This is a genomic window from Streptomyces sp. SP18BB07 (assembly GCF_036322545.1).
In the GTDB taxonomy this organism is placed as follows: domain Bacteria; phylum Actinomycetota; class Actinomycetes; order Streptomycetales; family Streptomycetaceae; genus Streptomyces; species Streptomyces deccanensis.
The window spans coordinates 1-16,652 of the sequence record NZ_JAQYWT010000334.1; the positions used below are offsets into that span (position 1 = coordinate 1).

Here is a 16,652-nt window from a genome sequence, read left to right on the forward strand (position 1 = left end):
CTCCTGCTCTCCCTCCCGGGCTCGCCGATCCTCTACTACGGCGACGAGATCGGCATGGGCGACAACATCTGGCTCGGCGACCGCGACGCCGTCCGCACCCCCATGCAGTGGACCCCCGACCGCAACGCCGGCTTCTCCTCCAGCGACCCCGGCCGTCTCTACCTGCCGACGATCATGGACCCGGTCTACGGCTACCAGGTCACCAATGTCGAGGCGTCGATGTCGTCGCCCTCCTCGCTGCTGCACTGGACCCGCCGGATGATCGAGATCCGCAAGCAGAACCCGGCCTTCGGCCTCGGCACCTACACCGAACTCCCCTCGTCCAACCCCTCCGTGCTGGCGTACCTCAGGGAGTACAAGGACGATCTGGTGCTGTGCGTGAACAACTTCTCGCGCTTCCCGCAGCCCACCGAGCTCGATCTGCACGCCTACGAGGAACGCCACCCCGTCGAACTCATCGGCGGCGTCCGTTTCCCCGCCGTCGGTGAACTGCCCTATCTGCTCACCCTCGCGGGCCACGGCTTCTACTGGTTCCGGCTCTCCCGAGTCCTCTCCCGCGCTGCCCGAGGGCGTTGAAGCGCGGGCCGGCGAAAGGACGCGTCACCATGTCGAAGACCGCATCCGCACTGCTCCGGCCGAGCGGCGAAGAGGTCGCCACCGGCCTCATGACCTCGCTGGCGGGGCTGTTGCGCGAGTGGCTGCCACGGCAACGCTGGTTCGCCGGCAAGGACCGGCCGGTCACGGATCTCGCACTGCTGTCGATGACCGAGCTGTATCCGGGCTGCCTGCATCTGCTCGTGCACACCGGTCAGCCGAGCCACACCGGTCACGGCGGGGTGCCCGCGCCGGGCGGTACTCCCCCGGCCGGCGACTGCTATCAGCTCCTGCTCGGGGTGCGTGAGCATCCGGTGCCGCGCCTGGCCAGGGCACTCATCGGGCAGGCGCACGAAGGACCGCTGGCCGGTCTGACGGTCTACGACGCGCTGTACGACCCCCGGTCGGCCGAGGTGCTCCTCGAACGGCTGCGGCATCCCGGCTCGGCGGGCCCCCTGCGTTTCGAGGCGGACCCCGGCGCGCGGGTACCGGCCGGGTTGGCGCCCCGGCTGCTGGACGCCGAGCAGTCCAACTCCTCGCTCGTGTACGGGGACGCGTACATCCTGAAGGTCTTCCGGCGCATCCAGCCGGGGGTGAACCCCGATCTGGAGGTGCCGGGCGCGCTGGCCGGGCAGGGGTGCGGCCGGGTGCCGGCGCCGGTCGCCTGGTTCCGGACGACCGATCCGTTCCCGGCGACCCTCGGTGTGCTGCAGCCGTTCCTGCCCGACGCCTCCGACGGCTGGACGCTGGCGCTCGGCGCGCTCGCCGCCGGGCAGGACTTCACCGAACAGGCCCGTGAGCTGGGCCGGGCCACGGCGGACGTGCATCTGGCGCTGGCGTCGGCCTTCCCCGCCGGGGCCCCCGGCGAGAACGCGCGGACGGCGGCCGCGATGACCGAACGACTCGACGCCGCCGCGCGCGCCGTACCGGCCCTGCGGCCGTACGTCCCCGGTCTGCGCACGGCTTTCCGCGCCCTGCTGGCCTGCGACGCGGGGCCGCCCGCGCAGCGCGTGCACGGCGATCTGCATCTGGGGCAGGTGCTGCGGGCCGGCCCGGAGTGGTTCGTCATCGACTTCGAGGGCGAGCCGTCCCGTCCGCTCGCCGAGCGGTGCGGTACCCAGTCGCCGGTGCGGGACATCGCCGGGATGCTGCGCTCCTTCGACTACGCCGCGCGGCAGCGCAGGCCCTGGCGCCCGGAGTGGGCGCGCCGCTGCCGGGAGGCGTACTGCGCGGGCTACGCGGCCCGCGCCGGCTGGGACCCGCGCGAGAAGCACGGTCTCCTGCGTGCCTACGAGACGGACCGGGCCGTGTACGAGGTCCTCTACGAGGCCCGGCACCGACCCGACTGGCTCCCCGTACCGATGGCGGCGATCGAGCGTCTCGCCGTGAGAGGAGACTGAAGCCGTGGCTCTGCGTGACACCACGCCCCCCGAGTCGGCCGGCCCGCCCCGGCGCGGCCCCCGGCTGACCGTGGCCGCCCCTCCCCTGCCCCCCGAGGAGCGTGCACGGCTGCTCTCAGGCGCACATCACGACCCGCACGCCCTGCTGGGCGCCCATCCGGTGCCGGGCGGTGGGATCGCGGTGCGGGCCCTGCGCCCGTACGCCCATGCCGTGAGCGTCGTCATCGAGGGCGAGCGCACCTATCTCGCCTCGGAGGGCGACGGTCTCTTCTCCGTCCTCCTGCCGCTCGACGCCGTCCCCGCGTACACGTTGTTCGTGTCGTACGAGGACACCGACCACGAGGTCCACGACCCGTACCGTTTCCTGCCCGCGCTCGGGGAGCTGGATCTGCATCTGATCCGGGAGGGGCGGCACGAGCAGTTGTGGAAGGCGCTCGGGGCCGAGCCGATGACCCACCAAGGGGTCACCGGCACCCGCTTCACCGTCTGGGCGCCGAACGCCCGGGGGGTGCGGGTCGTCGGGGACTTCGGCTGCTGGGACGGGACGGCGTTCCCGATGAGGTCCCTCGGTTCCTCGGGGGTCTGGGAGCTGTTCCTGCCGGGGGTGGGCGAGGGCGCCCTCTACAAGTTCGAGATCACCGCGCGCGACGGCCGGCGGCTGCTCAGGGCCGACCCGATGGCCCGCCGGGCGGAGGTGCCCCCCGCGACGGCGTCCGTCGTCCACGCCTGGCACTACGCGTGGGGCGACGCGGAGTGGATGGCCCGGCGCGGTGACGTCCCGGTGCACGAGGCGCCGTTCTCGGTGTACGAGGTCCATCTGCCGTCCTGGCGCTCTGGATTGACGTACCGTCAGCTCGCGGACGTGCTGCCCGGGTACGTCGCCGATCTGGGGTTCACCCATGTCGAGTTGATGCCGGTCGCCCAGCACCCGTTCAGCGGCTCCTGGGGCTACCAGGTCACCGGCTTCTACGCCCCGACCGCCCGGCTCGGCACCCCGGACGACTTCAAGTACCTCGTCGACGCCCTGCACCGGGCCGGGATCGGCGTGATCGTGGACTGGGTGCCCGCGCACTTCCCGAAGGACGACTGGGCGCTCGGCCGCTTCGACGGGGAGCCGCTGTACGAGCCCGGGGACAGCCGGCGGGCGGAGCATCCGGACTGGGGGACGTACGAGTTCGACTTCGGCCGCACCGAGGTGCGCAACTTCCTCGTGGCGAACGCCGTGTACTGGTGCGAGGAGTACCACGTCGACGGGCTGCGGGTGGACGCGGTCGCCTCGATGCTCTACCTCGACTACTCGCGGGACTCCGGGCAGTGGTCGCCCAATGTGTTCGGCGGGCGCGAGGATCTGGACGCGGTCGCCTTCCTCCAGGAGATGAACGCCACCGTGTACCGGCGGGCGCCGGGTGTGGTGACCATCGCGGAGGAGTCCACGGCCTGGGACGGGGTGACCCGCCCGACCGACAGCGGCGGGCTGGGCTTCGGGCTGAAGTGGAACATGGGCTGGATGCACGACTCGCTGGGCTACATCGAGCACGAGCCCGTGCACCGCAAGTACCACCACAACGAGATGTCGTTCTCGATGGTGTACGCGTACAGCGAGAACTACGTCCTGCCCATCTCCCACGACGAGGTCGTGCACGGCAAGCGGTCGCTGGTGTCGAAGATGCCGGGCGACTGGTGGCAGCAGCGGGCCAACCACCGCGCGTACCTCGGCTTCATGTGGGCCCACCCCGGCAAGCAACTCCTCTTCATGGGGCAGGAGTTCGCCCAGGGCGGGGAGTGGGTGGAGGCCCAGGGGCCGGACTGGTGGCTGCTCGATCCCGGGTACGGCGCCGAGGCGGACCACCGGGGGGTGCGGGACCTCGTCCGGGACCTCAACACGGTCTACCGTGACACGCCCGCCCTCTGGCAGCGGGACACGGACCCGGCCGGCTTCCAGTGGGTGAGTGGGGACGCCGCCGAGGACAACGTCTTCGCGTTCCTGCGGCTCGCCGCGGACGGCACGCCGCTGTTGGCCGTCTCCCACTTCAGCCCCGCGGTGCGGGAAAACTACCGCCTCGGGGTGCCGGACGGCGTCGCGGCGTGGCGCGAGGTGCTGAACACGGACGCGGCCGTCTACGGGGGCAGCGATGTCACCTGTTCCCAGCCGGTCGAGGTCGAGCCGCACGCCTGGCACGGGCGGCCGGCCAGTGTCCGTCTGACCCTGCCCCCGCTGGCCACGGTGTGGCTGCGCCCGGAGCCGTCTTTCGGCCCGGGGGCAACCGGTCAGGATCGGAGAAGCCCGGCGGTGCCGGTCCGGCCTAGCGTGAAGGCGGATTCCAAGGACCGCAGACCACCGCGAAGGAGTGCGTCATGACCGCCGGACTGAAGACCGTCATCTACCCCGTGAAGGACCTGGCTCGGGCGAAGGCCCTGTTCAGTGCCCTGCTGGAGGTCGAGCCGTACGCGGACTCGCCGTACTACGTCGGCTTCAAGGACGCCGGGCAGGACGTGGGGCTGGACCCGAACGGCCACGCGAAGGGAATGACGGGGCCGGTGCCGTACTGGCACGTCACCGACATCCGGACGGCGCTCGCGGCGCTGCTCGGGGCCGGCGCGCAGACGCTGGAGGACGTCCATGACGTGGGCGGCGGCCGGCTGATCGCCTCGGTGAAGGACGCGGACGGCAACCTGATCGGACTCCTCCAGGACACGGTCGCGGAGTAGGGCCGAGGCGATCGATGCGGCTGCACTAGTTGCACACTCAACGATCGCTCCGCGCTCTGTTACCGTGCACATATGGCAGCGAACACGACCGGTGTCCGGCTCGAGGACCAGTGGCGGGACATCCTGTCCGTGCACGCCCGCACGATGTGCGAGATCGATCGCGTGCTGCATCCGCACGGGCTGGGCGCCAGCGACTTCGAGGTGCTCGACATCCTCGCGTCGGGGCTGGCGGCGGCCACGGCGGCCGGGGACCTGTGCCGGGTGCAGAACATCGCCGAGAAGGTCCACCTCAGCCAGAGCGCGCTGTCCCGGCTGATCGGCCGGCTGGAGAAGGACGGCCTGGTGGAGCGGTCCGTGTGCGCGGAGGACCGGCGCGGGGTGTGGGTCGCCCTGACGGACAAGGGCCGCGAGCTGCACACCCGGGTCCAGCCCCTGCAGCGCGACGTCCTGGCCCGCATGCTGCGGCAGGACTGACCCCGCCCTCGGGGCTCGTGGGAGCGCCTGCGGGCCCTCCCCTCGTCCGTCGGGCGAGCGGTCCCGTGCGGGTCAGATCCCCTGGCCTCCGAGCAGGGTGCCCACGTCGTGGGCGTCGAGGGTGAGGCCGTGCGGGGAGCCGGCGTCGATGGTGAGGGAGAGGTCGGCGTCGGCGGGCCACTGGGAGGCCAGGGCGCCCAGGGGCACCAGGCGGTAGCGCGACACATAGGGCAGGAGCTCGGCCATCGCGGGCTCCGAGGTGAAGACGGGCACGATCTGCTCGCCGCCGGGCTGCTCCAGCACGGGCAGCGCCACGGCCGTCGGATCGTTCACGGCCGCCTCGTCGGCGTCGTCCGGGACCGGGATCAGCACGTCGGTGTCGGCGAGCGTGTGGAGCGCGGCCGTGTCATGGGTGTCGAAGGCGAGCGCGGTCAGCGCCTGCTGGGCCGGCGAGGCGGCCTGGGGCGGGTGGTGGCCATTGGCGGGTATGTCCATCGGAAGATCCCAGGTAGTAGCGGAAGGGCCGCCCGGGACGGCGTCCGTCCCGGGCGCTGCGCTGCTCGCGTACCCGACGGGGAGGCGGGCATTCCTCTACCTGGCCGATGCATAGGGGGTGCGAGGGGCCGGTGCGGCGTGAGGGCCCCGGTCAGGGCGGCTGCGGCCCCTCGGAGGTCACTTCGGACAGGGCTCGTCCGTGCCGATCTTTCCGGGGCCGTCGAGGACGTACACCCGCGGATCGCCCTTCCGGCCTTCATGGTCGTCGTGCCGGTCGGCAGGGTGTGGTCGGCCCTGTTGTCGTCCTGCGTGAGGGGTCGCGCCGCCGACGATGCACCGAAGGGGTCGGCGGTGAAAATGGACCAGTAGTGGTGACCCGCGCCCACGCGTCCGCCGGGATCGGGCCCCTAGCGTGGCCGCATGACCATGCAACCCTGGTTTCCCGCCGCCAAGCTGGGCATCTTCATCCACTACGGCATCTACGCCGTGGAGGGGGTGCCGGAGTCCTGGTCCTTCTACTGGGGCGAGGTGCCGCACGAGCGGTACATGAAACAGCTCGACGGCTTCACCGCGTCCGCGTACGACCCCGCGGCCTGGGCCGAGTTGTTCGCCCGGGTGGGCGCGAAGTACGCGGTGCTCACGGCACGCCACCACGACGGCGTCGCCCTGTGGGACACCGCCCTGGGCGACCTGGGCGTCGTCCACCGCACCCCGGCCGGCCGGGACCTGATCACCGGGTACGTCGACGCGCTGCGCGAGCGGGGCCTCAAGGTCGGCCTCTACTACTCGCACTCCGACTGGAACCACCCCGACTACGCCAGTGTCCGCCACCCCGAGATCGACCAGTGGACCAACGAACACCCCGGCGGCAACGACGCCAACCCCTACTCCCATGCCGCACCCGGCGAGGAGGACCCGGCCGCCTGGGAGCGCTACCTCGCCTACCGGGACGGCCAGGTGGGCGAGCTGGTCCAGCGGTTCCGCCCCGATCTGCTGTGGTTCGACGGTGAGTGGGAGCGCACCGAACAGCAGTGGCGGATGCGGGAGTTGGCCGAGCTGATCCTCAGGGAGAACCCGGACACCGTGCTCAACGCCCGCATGCTCTCGTACGGCGACTACGCCACCCCGGAGCAGGGCGTGCCGCTCGAAGCCCCCGACGGGCCCTGGGAGTTGTGCCTGACCATCAACGACTCATGGGGCTTCCAGCACGCGGACCACAACCACAAGTCCGTGCGGCAGCTGGTGCGTTACTTCGCCGAGACGATCGGCATGGGCGGCAACCTGCTGCTGGACGTCGGGCCGAGGGCGGACGGGTCGATCACCGCCGAGCAGGTCGAGCGGCTGGAAGGGCTCGGGGCGTGGATCCGGCGGCACTCCGACGCCGTGTACGGCACGGTCGCCGGGCTGCCCGCCGGGCACCACTACGGTCCGAGCACCCTCTCCGCCGACCGGCGCACCCTGTACCTGATGTGCTTCGACGTGCCGCGTGAGTCCGTGGCGGTCCGGGGGCTGCGCAATCCCGTCAGCAAGGTCACCGTCCTCGGCACGGGCACCGAGCTGGCCCACCGGGTGATCGGCGGTCTCGACGCGGTACCCGGCGTGACCTGGATCGACGCACCCGCGGAGGCCGACCTCGACCCGTACGCGACCGTCCTCGCCGTGGAACTGGAAGGGGAGATCGACCTCTACCGCGGCTCGGGCCGCGACTGACCCGGCACCACGGCACCGCACCGCGCCCAATCAGCCGGGCGGACCCGGTGTCCCTGGAACTCCTCGACCACCTCGTCCGGCACCCGCCTCGGCGCGCCCCCGTGGTGATCGTGGTGGCCCGGCGGGAACGGCAGACCACGCCCCGGCTCGTCGCCTCCCTCACCCGGGAGCGGAAGCCGGGACGGTGCTCCGTCTCGAACTGGGCCCCTCGACCGGAACGCCTGCCTCGCGGCGCCGGCGCCCGACCACTCGGCCGGTCTCGCCGCCGAGCTGAACGCCGCGCCGCGTGAGGGCGGCGCCTGAGCCGGGTGCGAAGGTTCGCCGGGCCCGGTCCGGAACCACGTGGCCGGCCATGATCTCCGGCGGGAAGCCTGTCCGCCCTTTTGCGCGTGTTTGCCCTAGCTGTCAGGATCGAAGAGGGGCTTGCACACACAAGGTGCGGCCGGGACCACTCCGGTAGCGCATGAAGCCGACGGCTCCTCCCGGGAGTTGAGACAGGTGCCCGGCAACGCTCCGCGGGGCGAGGCGCCCGGACTTCGCCGCGACGGCCGGTCCACGATCTCCCGTGCGGGGCCGGACACTCGTCCGTGGTCGCACGGAGCCCTCCCACCGGCCGCGTTCATCGCGCACGGCCGCCTCGGCAACCCACTCCGACGAGGCGTCGCACAGCACACGACTCGTGGCGTGGCGCGCCGTACTCCCCACCAACTCCACATGGGAGGCGGACCCATGACGACGGCGGAGCTCTTCTCCCCCACGGAATCCGGCTACTTGTCACAGCTGACGAGGGCCGCGGACCGCTTCGCGGACCGGGCCGAGCGGCGGGAGCGCCATCAGGAACTGCTACGGACCCGCGGTGTGCTGTACGCCGACGAACCGGAGCGCGTCGAGAAGCGGCTGAACCGCCTCGGCACCGACTGGTCCCAGGCCAGGGCCATCGACCGGGAACCGACCGAGCCCCGCACGACGAGCGGAAGCACCTTGCGGCTACCGCCCGAGCACTTCGGCAGCGACATGCTGGGGCTGGAGCGCCTGATCGGGCGCAACAACCTCACTCCGGTCGCGTTCCTGGAGAAGGGCGCGCTGGTGGCCCGCTCGGTCGGCCGGATCACCCTCAGCGGGCCGGGCGGCGGCCACGGCACCGGCTTCATGGTCTCGCCCTCGCTGCTGCTGACCAACAACCATGTGGTGCGCAGTCAGGAGGAGGCACGCCGCAGCACCGTCGCGTTCGCCCTGCAGGCCGGCGTCGACGGCCGGCCCCTGGTACCGGCGGTGTTCCAGCTGGAGCCGCAGCGGTTCTTCGTCACCGACCGGGAACTGGACTTCACCCTGGTCGCGGTGGCCGAGCGCGGAGGGCGAGGCGAAGCCCTCTCCTCCTTCGGCCTCCTGCCCCTCAGCGAGGAGCAGGGCAAGATCGTCATCGGGGAGTTCGTCAACATCATCCAGCACCCCGCAGGCGAGCCCAAGCAAGTGGCGCTGCGGGAGAACCAGGTCGTCGACATCCTGGACCGGTTCCTGCATTCCACGACCGACACCCTTCGGGGCTCGTCGGGTGCGCCGGTCCTCAACGACCAGTGGGAGGTCGTGGCACTGCACCACTCGGCCGTCCCGAAGACGGACGCCGAGGGCCGCCCCCTGAGCGTCGACGGCACCCTCTGGACACCGGAGATGGGCGAGGAACGAGTGGCCTGGGTGGCCAACGAAGGGGTGCGGATCAGCCGGATACTGCGCACGCTGAGCACGATCAGCCTGACCGGTACGGCGGCCCGGCTCCGCGACGAGGTGCTCACCGCCGGGCCGACCGGTGAATCGGTCGCGGTACCGGTCGGCGTCCCTCGGCCCGTGGCCCCGTCCCCGCCGCCGGTGGACGGGGCGGGGGGACTGCCCGGCGCCGACGGCACCCGCGTCCAGGTGACCGACGGCATCGCCCACCTCACCGTCCCCCTGAGGATCAGCGTCGGACTCGACCTGCCGGCCCGTCCCGTGACGTCGATGTCCACCCCCGCGCCCTTCCTCGCGCCCGCTCCGCCGTCGCCCCCGGCCGCGCCTGCGGACGGTGCGTCGGCGGTCGAGAGGGACATGGAGGCCGCTCTGATCAGCCTTCGCCTCGGGCGGGAACGGCCGTACTACGACCGCCAGGCCGATGCCGTCGCGCGCGACACCTACTACGCGGGCATCGACACCGGCGACGCGGAGGCTCTGCGCCGCGCGCTCACCGAACTGCTGGAGGACACCCACTCCCCCCGGCCCAGGTACCGGCCCAACCGCCTGGTCTACCCCTGGGTCGACCTGCACAGGGACGGCCGGCTCCGCAGCATCTACTCCGGGAAGGACTTCGCCCCCGAGGAGTTCATCAGGGCGGACGCGGCCGTGGCGGAGGCGCGGCTGGCCCGTGTTCAGGAACTCTTCGCGCGGGAACGCGCGGCGGGTCCGGCGGAGTTCGAGGCGGAGTTCGACGCGCTGGAGGCCTTGATGCCGTTCAACTGCGAACACGTGGTGCCGCAGTCGTGGTTCGCGCACAAGGAGCCGATGCGTGGGGACCTCCACCATCTGTTCGCCTGCGAGGTCGGGTGCAACAGCTTCCGCAACAACTTCGCCTACTTCGACTTCCCGAACTTCCAGGAAGTCGAACGCGAGGAATGCGGGATGCGCGACCCCGTCGGCTCCGACCGAAGCGTGATCGGCTTCGAGCCGGAGTCCGGCAAGGGAGCGGTGGCCCGCGCCACCCTGTACTTCCTGCTGCGTTACCCGGGCCTGGTCGGTGACGTCCGGACCGAGTTCCCCGAGAGCCGGCTGCCCACGCTGCTGGCCTGGCACGCCGGCGAGCCGGTGAGCGAGTACGAACGCCATCGCAACGCCGCCATCGCCGAACTCCAGGGCGATCGCAACCCGTTGATAGACCACCCGGAGTGGGCGCAGAAGATCGACTTTTCCGGCGTCTGGCCCTGAACCACCCGCCCGACCGCCCCCTCACCCCCAAGGAGTGCCTCATGGCTCGCATCACCATCAACGGCGTGAGCGTCGACCCTCTGGCGCAGTCCGCCGAACTCGCCGCCGCGTCCCTGGTGTCGGAGGACGCCTCACAGTCCAACTATCTGCTCGTGCAGACCACGCGTCCTCCCACCGCCGAGGAGAAGGAACAGCTCGCGGCGCTCGGCGTGGTGATCCACGAATACGTTCCGGAGAGCACGTATCTGTGCGGCTACCGGCCCACGGACCTGGAGGCGGTCCGCGCGCTGCCGTTCGTCGCGTGGGCCGACGTGTATCTCGATGGATTCAAGATCGCTCCGTCGCTGAGGCCGGACCGGCTGCAGCCGGCCCTCGCCCTGCTGGCCGAGCCCGTCGAGGTCACGTCGTCCCGCACGCACACCGTGGACGTCGTGTTGCACGACGACATCGACACGACGAACGGCGAGGTACGGGACCGGATCGCCCGGGCGGTCGGCGCCTCCGCCGACGGCATCGAGACCAACCGCCACAAGGTGCGGCTGACGGTCCAGGAGACGGATCTCCCCGCACTCGCCGCGCTGGACGAGGTGCGCCACGTCGAGGAAGTCCCGGAGCTGGTGTTGCACAACAGCGTCGCCGCGACGCTGATGCACGCCAAGATCTCTCTCAACGGGACGTCCTTCCGGGGCAAGGGGCAAGTGGTGGCGGTGGCCGACACCGGCTTCGACCTCGGCTCCACGACGAACGTGCATCCCGCCTTCACCGGCCGGGTCCAGCAACTGACCGCCCTCGGCCGCCCGGTCTCGCAGGCGACGGACGACCCGGACGGCCACGGCACCCATGTCGCGGGGTCGGTCCTCGGCAACGGGAACTCCCCCTCGATGGGCGGCCCCGTCACCGGCACGGCCCCCGAGGCGAAGCTGATTCTGCAGTCGCTCCTCGACGACGGCGGCTTCCTCGGTGGAGTCCCGACCGACCTGCGCGACCTGTTCGAGCCCGCGTTCCAGCGCGGGGCGAGGATCCACACCAACTCGTGGGGGCCGAAGTCCCCCAGCCTGCCGTACGACAGCAGAGCGTTCGAGGCCGACCAGATGGTCTGGGACCACAAGAACTTCGTCATCTGCTTCTCGGCGGGCAACAAGGGGCACGACCGGGACCGCGACGGCCGGATCAACCAGTCCTCGGTGAGCGGACAGGCAGGGGCCAAGAACACGATCACGGTCGGCGCCAGCGAGAGCAAACGCCCGGACATCCCGCTGACGTACGGCGACCTGAGCATCGTCGCCTTTCCCGTCAATCCGATCCGGGACGACCCGCAGGCCGACAACCCGTCCGGGATGGCGGCCTTCAGCAGCCGCGGGCCGACCCAGGAGGGCCGGATAGCGCCCGACGTCGTCGCCCCCGGCACGTCGATCCTCTCGACCCGTTCCCAGGTGGCTCCGGACGGCTCCCGGTTCGGGGTCTCCTCGGACCCGGCCTACTCCTTCCTCAGCGGCACCAGCATGGCCACCCCCCTCGTCGCGGGCTGTGTGGCCGTACTCCGCGAGACCCTGGTGCGGAACGGCACAGCCGACCCCAGCGCGGCACTCCTGAAGGCCATGCTGATCAACGGCGCGGAGGAGCTCCCTGGCCAGTACAACCCCAGCGAGGCCGGCCCGTCCCCCAACAACAACTCCGGCTTCGGCCTGGTGAACCTCGAACGTTCCGTCGTCCTGCCGGGCGACGACGACCGGGCCGGTTTCGCCGACGAGGAGGAGTTGGAGCAGGGCGACGAACGCTCGTTCCGCGTGCCGGTGCCCTCAGGGGCGGCCCGCACCCTGAAGGTCACCCTGGTGTGGACCGACCCGCCCGGTGCGGCCCTGCAGAACGACCTGGATCTGATCGTCCGCGCGGGCGGTCAGGAGCGCCACGGCAACATGGGCACGGGGGCCGGCTTCGACCGCGTCAACAACGTCGAGCAGGTCAACTGGAGAGGTGTCCCCGCCGGTGACGCGGAGGTCGTCGTGCGCGCCCATCGGATCACCCAGTTCGCCCAGCCCTACGCCGTGTCCTGGCGTGTCTCGTGAACAGCCGGTGAACTCCGTCCGAGGACCGTGCCACCGGGCTCGGACCCCGGTGGCGTGGTCCTTTCGGTGACCGTTTAGCATATGAGCGCCGCCTAGCTCGAAAGATAAACCTGTGACTCTCAACGATGACTCGTTCACCGTCTGGAAGCACCGCGAGGAGATCGCGGAATCGATGATCCCGATCATCGGGAAGCTGCACCGCGAGCGGGACGTCACAGTCCTGCTGCACAGCCGCTCCCTGGTGAACAAGTCGGTGGTCAGCATCCTGAAGACCCACCGGTTCGCCCGCCAGATCGCCGGCGTGGAGCTCTCGGTCACCGACACCCTGCCGTTCCTGCGGACCCTCACCACACTCGACCTCGGCCCCTCCCAGATCGACATCGGCCTGCTCGCCGAGGCCTACCAGGCCGACGACCGGGGCCTGTCGATCGAGGAGTTCACCGCCGAGGCCGTCGCCGGTGCCACCGGCGCCAACAAGATCGAGGGCGGGGAGGGACGTGACGTCGTCCTCTACGGCTTCGGCCGCATCGGTCGCCTCGTGGCACGTCTGCTCATCGAGAAGGCCGGCTCGGGCAACGGGCTGCGGCTGCGCGCCATCGTGGTGCGTGGCGGTGGGGGGCGGGCAGCAGAAGATATCGTGAAGCGCGCCTCGCTGCTGCGCCGGGACTCCATCCACGGCCAGTTCCAGGGCACGATCACCGTCGACGAGGCGACCAGCACGATCAACGCCAACGGCAACGAGATCAAGGTGATCTACGCCGGCGACCCGTCCGAGGTCGACTACACCGAGTACGGCATCAAGAACGCGATCCTCATCGACAACACGGGCAAGTGGCGCGACCGTGAGGGTCTGTCGAAGCACCTGCGGCCGGGCATCGACAAGGTCGTGCTGACCGCGCCCGGCAAGGGCGACGTCCCGAACATCGTGCACGGCGTCAACCACGACACGATCAAGCCGGACGAGCAGATCCTGTCCTGCGCGTCCTGCACCACCAACGCGATCGTGCCGCCGTTGAAGGCGATGGACGACGAGTTCGGTGTGCTGCGCGGTCACGTGGAGACCGTCCACTCGTTCACCAACGACCAGAACCTGCTGGACAACTACCACAAGTCGGACCGTCGCGGCCGCTCCGCGCCGCTCAACATGGTCATCACCGAGACGGGTGCCGCCTCGGCCGTCGCCAAGGCGCTGCCCGACCTGAAGGCGCCGATCACCGGCAGCTCGATCCGCGTCCCCGTCCCGGACGTCTCCATCGCGATCCTCAGCCTGCGCCTCGGCCGCGAGACCGACCGCGAGGAAGTCCTCGACTACCTCCGGGGCGTCTCGCTGACCTCCCCGCTGAAGCGCCAGATCGACTTCACCAACGCGCCCGACTCGGTCTCCAGCGACTTCATCGGCTCCCGCCACGCCTCGATCGTCGACGCCGGCGCCACCAAGGTCGACGGCGACAACGCGATCCTCTACCTCTGGTACGACAACGAGTTCGGCTACTCCTGCCAGGTCATCCGCGTCGTCCAGCACGTCTCCGGGGTGGAGTACCCGACGTTTCCCTCGCCGGCGGTCTGATCCATCGGTGCGGGATCCACGGATCGGTGTGAACCGACTCCGAACAGTCGACGGCCTCGGCGCCGCCCCCTTGGGGTGGCACCGAGGCCGTCGTCAGGTTCGGGACCGCGCGGAGCGCGCTAGAGCGGCGTGATGCCGAGTCGCCCGGCGAGTTCGTCGGCGCCGACGCCGTACGTCTCGCGGATCCGTACACCCTCGGTGCCGACGTCGAAGACGCCGTGGTCCGTGTAGACGCGGCTGACGCAGCCGAGGCCGGTCAGCGGGTAGGTGCACCGCGGCACGAGCTTCGGCTCACCGGAGCGGGTGAAGAGGGTCATCATCACGTAGACGTCCTTGGCGCCGATGGCCAGGTCCATGGCGCCGCCGACGGCGGGGATGTCGTCGGGCCCGCCGGTGGTCCAGTTGGCGAGGTCGCCGTCGAAGGCGACCTGGTACGCGCCGAGGACACAGACGTCGAGGTGCCCGCCGCGCATCATCGCGAAGGAGTCGGCGTGGTGGAAGTACGCCGCTCCCGGCAGTTCGGTCACCGGGACCTTGCCCGCGTTGGTCAGGTCGGGGTCGACCGCGTCGCCCTCGGCCTTCGGGCCCATGTTGAGCATGCCGTTCTCGGTGTGCAGCACCACCCCGGAGCCGGACGGCAGATGGTCGGCGATCTTGGTGGGCTGCCCGATGCCGAGGTTGACGAAGGAGCCGGCCGGGATGTCGCGTGCGATCACGGCGGCCAGTTCGTCCATCGAGAGACGGTGATCGGTGGACGTGGTGGTCATCGTGCCCCCTGGACGGTGTAGTGCCGGGCCGCGACCTGGACGACCCGGTCGACGTAGATGGACGGGGTGACGACGGCCTCGGGGTCGAGCTTGCCGGGCTCGACGACCTCGTCGACCTGGACGATCGTCGTCGTCGCGGCCGTGGCCATGACCGGTCCGAAGTTGCGGGCGGTCTTGCGGTAGACGAGGTTGCCCATGGTGTCCGCGACATGCGCGGCGATCAGCGCGTAGTCGCCCTTGATGGGGTACTCCAGCAGGTACGTCCGGCCGTCGATCTCCCGCACCTCCTTGCCCTCGGCCAGCGGCGTGCCGACCGCGGTCGGGCAGTAGAAGGCGCCGATGCCGGCACCGGCCGCGCGCATCCGCTCGGCGAGGTTGCCCTGCGGCACCACCTCCAGCTCGATCTTCCCGGCGCGGTAGAGGCCGTCGAAGACCCAGGAGTCGGCCTGGCGCGGGAAGGAGCACAGCACCTTGCGCACCCGGCCGGCGGCCAGCAGCGCGGCCAGTCCGACGTCGCCGTTGCCGGCGTTGTTGGACACGATCGTCAGGTCCTTGGCGCCCTGCCTGATGAGCGCGTCGATCAGGTCGAACGGCATCCCGGCCAGACCGAAGCCGCCGACCAGGATGGTCGCCCCGTCCTCGATGCCGGCGACCGCCGCGTCGGCGCTCTCGACGATCTCCGCCCGGCTCACTGGGCCGCCCCCGTGACGTCGCAGTTCTCCAGCACGACCGCCAGCCCCTGGCCGACGCCGATGCAGATCGCGGCGACGCCGTAACGCTGCCGCGTCTCGCGCAGCACCTTGGCCAGCGTGGCGAGGATGCGGCCGCCCGAGGCGCCGAGCGGGTGGCCGATCGCGATGGCGCCACCCTTCTGGTTGACGATTCCGGGGTCGATCTTCCAGGCGTCGACGCAGGCGAGGGACTGCACGGCGAAGGCCTCGTTGAGTTCGACCGCACCGACCTGGTCCCAGCCGATCCCGGCCCTGGACAGCGCACGGTTCGCGGCCTCGACCGGGGCGTAGCCGAAGGCCTGCGGCTCCAGCGCCATCACCCCGCGGCCTGCGATACGGGCGATCGGGTCGGCCCCGATCGCGGACGCCGCCTGCTCACTGCCCAACAGCACCGCCGAGGCACCGTCGTTGAGCGGGCTGGCGTTGCCCGCGGTGATGGTGCCGCCCTGATCCGGTGTGCGGAAGACCGGCTTGAGCCCCGCCAGCACCTCGGGGGTGGATGCGGGCCGAATGCCCTCGTCGCGGGTCAGGTCGATGCCGTCGACCGGTGCCACCAGGTCGTCGTAGAAGCCGGACTCCCAGGCAGTGTGGGCGAGTTGGTGGGAGCGGGCGGCGAACTCGTCCTGGCGCTCGCGGGAGATCCCGAAGCGCTCGTGGAGCTGTTCGTTGGCTTCTCCGAGGCTCACCGTCCACTCCTTCGGCATCCGCGGGTTGACCAGTCGCCAGCCGAGCGTGGTCGAGACGGCGGTGACGTCGCCGGCCGGGAACGGTTTGGCCGACTTGGGCAGCACCCACGGCGCACGCGTCATCGACTCCACGCCGCCGGTCAGCACCACCTCGGCATCCCCGGACTCGATGGTGCGGCTGGCCGTCATCGCCGCGTCGAGGCTCGAGCCGCACAGACGGTTGACGGTGGTGCCGGGGACGCTCACCGGGAGACCGGCGAGGAGCGCGGCCATGCGGCCGACGTTGCGGTTCTCCTCGCCGGCGCCGTTGGCGTTGCCCCACACCACGTCGTCTATGGCGGCGGGGTCGAAGCGGGGCACCCGGGCGAGCGTCGAGGTGATCGCGGCGGCGGCGAGGTCGTCGGGGCGCACACCGGCCAGCGCACCGTTGAAGCGGCCGAACGGCGTCCGGGTCGCGGCGTAGAGGAAAGCACTCATGGCAGCGACGCTAGCCCCGGGGAGCGA

Annotated in this window: 13 protein-coding genes; 9 read left to right on the top strand and 4 right to left on the bottom strand. The window is 71.0% G+C overall.

Features of this window, described 5'->3' with window-relative positions; genetic code table 11:
- From PUR53_RS26600 to PUR53_RS26620, 5 genes are all read left to right on the top strand, one after another.
- A partial coding sequence (locus PUR53_RS26600) for an alpha-glucosidase C-terminal domain-containing protein (RefSeq protein ID WP_329909868.1) occupies positions 1–576 on the top strand: 576 nt, incomplete at its 5' end.
- 29 nt (positions 577–605) lie between these two features.
- Entirely contained in the window at positions 606–1,994 is a 1,389-nt protein-coding gene (locus PUR53_RS26605) for a maltokinase N-terminal cap-like domain-containing protein (RefSeq protein WP_329909869.1), read from the top strand.
- A 4-nt stretch (positions 1,995–1,998) separates the two neighbouring features.
- Positions 1,999–4,353, top strand: coding sequence for a 1,4-alpha-glucan branching enzyme (glgB, locus tag PUR53_RS26610; protein ID WP_329909870.1), 2,355 nt, complete (start codon positions 1,999–2,001; stop codon positions 4,351–4,353).
- Positions 4,350–4,703, top strand: coding sequence for a VOC family protein (locus PUR53_RS26615; protein WP_329897847.1), 354 nt, complete (start codon positions 4,350–4,352; stop codon positions 4,701–4,703). The genes glgB and PUR53_RS26615 overlap by 4 nt, the downstream gene beginning before the upstream one ends.
- A 72-nt stretch (positions 4,704–4,775) precedes the next feature.
- Positions 4,776–5,177: a MarR family winged helix-turn-helix transcriptional regulator gene (locus PUR53_RS26620; RefSeq protein WP_329897846.1), complete on the top strand. Its 402-nt coding sequence runs from the start codon at positions 4,776–4,778 to the stop codon at positions 5,175–5,177.
- A gap of 72 nt (positions 5,178–5,249) precedes the next feature.
- On the opposite strand, the gene PUR53_RS26625 is transcribed toward PUR53_RS26620, so the two are convergent.
- Positions 5,250–5,672 (bottom strand): SseB family protein, encoded by a 423-nt coding sequence (locus tag PUR53_RS26625; RefSeq protein WP_329897845.1) that lies wholly within the window; start codon positions 5,670–5,672, stop codon positions 5,250–5,252.
- Between the two features lie 420 nt (positions 5,673–6,092).
- Here PUR53_RS26625 and PUR53_RS26630 point away from each other — a divergent pair, with 420 nt between their 5' ends.
- From PUR53_RS26630 to PUR53_RS26645, 4 genes are all read left to right on the top strand, one after another.
- Positions 6,093–7,382: an alpha-L-fucosidase gene (locus PUR53_RS26630; RefSeq protein ID WP_329897844.1), complete on the top strand. Its 1,290-nt coding sequence runs from the start codon at positions 6,093–6,095 to the stop codon at positions 7,380–7,382.
- Between the two features lie 729 nt (positions 7,383–8,111).
- On the top strand, positions 8,112–10,331 hold the full coding sequence (locus PUR53_RS26635; RefSeq protein ID WP_329909871.1) for an endonuclease: 2,220 nt from the start codon (positions 8,112–8,114) through the stop codon (positions 10,329–10,331).
- A 41-nt stretch (positions 10,332–10,372) separates the two neighbouring features.
- On the top strand, positions 10,373–12,397 hold the full coding sequence (locus tag PUR53_RS26640) for a S8 family serine peptidase (RefSeq protein WP_329897842.1): 2,025 nt from the start codon (positions 10,373–10,375) through the stop codon (positions 12,395–12,397).
- A gap of 112 nt (positions 12,398–12,509) precedes the next feature.
- Positions 12,510–13,964 (top strand): glyceraldehyde-3-phosphate dehydrogenase, encoded by a 1,455-nt coding sequence (locus tag PUR53_RS26645; protein ID WP_329897841.1) that lies wholly within the window; start codon positions 12,510–12,512, stop codon positions 13,962–13,964.
- 119 nt (positions 13,965–14,083) lie between these two features.
- Here PUR53_RS26645 and PUR53_RS26650 read toward each other — a convergent pair whose 3' ends face one another.
- From PUR53_RS26650 to PUR53_RS26660, 3 genes are read right to left on the bottom strand one after another with little or no spacing between them, the layout of a single operon-like run.
- The gene (locus PUR53_RS26650; protein WP_329897840.1) at positions 14,084–14,731 is read right to left on the bottom strand and encodes a 3-oxoacid CoA-transferase subunit B; all 648 of its coding nucleotides are present in this window, start codon (positions 14,729–14,731) and stop codon (positions 14,084–14,086) included.
- The gene (locus tag PUR53_RS26655; RefSeq protein ID WP_329897839.1) at positions 14,728–15,423 is read right to left on the bottom strand and encodes a 3-oxoacid CoA-transferase subunit A; all 696 of its coding nucleotides are present in this window, start codon (positions 15,421–15,423) and stop codon (positions 14,728–14,730) included. Before PUR53_RS26655 ends, PUR53_RS26650 begins: the two co-directional genes overlap by 4 nt.
- Complete coding sequence (locus tag PUR53_RS26660) at positions 15,420–16,625, bottom strand: thiolase family protein (protein ID WP_329897838.1); 1,206 nt, start codon at positions 16,623–16,625, stop codon at positions 15,420–15,422. The genes PUR53_RS26655 and PUR53_RS26660 overlap by 4 nt, the downstream gene beginning before the upstream one ends.
- Positions 16,626–16,652: the final 27 nt, after the last annotated feature.

Coding starts and splice junctions, on each gene's coding strand:
- PUR53_RS26605 (WP_329909869.1), top strand. CDS start 606: ATGTCGAAGACCGCATCCGCACTGCTCCGGCCGAGCGGCGAAGAGGTC.
- PUR53_RS26640 (WP_329897842.1), top strand. CDS start 10,373: ATGGCTCGCATCACCATCAACGGCGTGAGCGTCGACCCTCTGGCGCAG.
- PUR53_RS26615 (WP_329897847.1), top strand. CDS start 4,350: ATGACCGCCGGACTGAAGACCGTCATCTACCCCGTGAAGGACCTGGCT.
- PUR53_RS26620 (WP_329897846.1), top strand. CDS start 4,776: ATGGCAGCGAACACGACCGGTGTCCGGCTCGAGGACCAGTGGCGGGAC.
- PUR53_RS26625 (WP_329897845.1), bottom strand. CDS start 5,672: ATGGACATACCCGCCAATGGCCACCACCCGCCCCAGGCCGCCTCGCCG.
- PUR53_RS26630 (WP_329897844.1), top strand. CDS start 6,093: ATGACCATGCAACCCTGGTTTCCCGCCGCCAAGCTGGGCATCTTCATC.
- PUR53_RS26635 (WP_329909871.1), top strand. CDS start 8,112: ATGACGACGGCGGAGCTCTTCTCCCCCACGGAATCCGGCTACTTGTCA.
- PUR53_RS26650 (WP_329897840.1), bottom strand. CDS start 14,731: ATGACCACCACGTCCACCGATCACCGTCTCTCGATGGACGAACTGGCC.
- PUR53_RS26660 (WP_329897838.1), bottom strand. CDS start 16,625: ATGAGTGCTTTCCTCTACGCCGCGACCCGGACGCCGTTCGGCCGCTTC.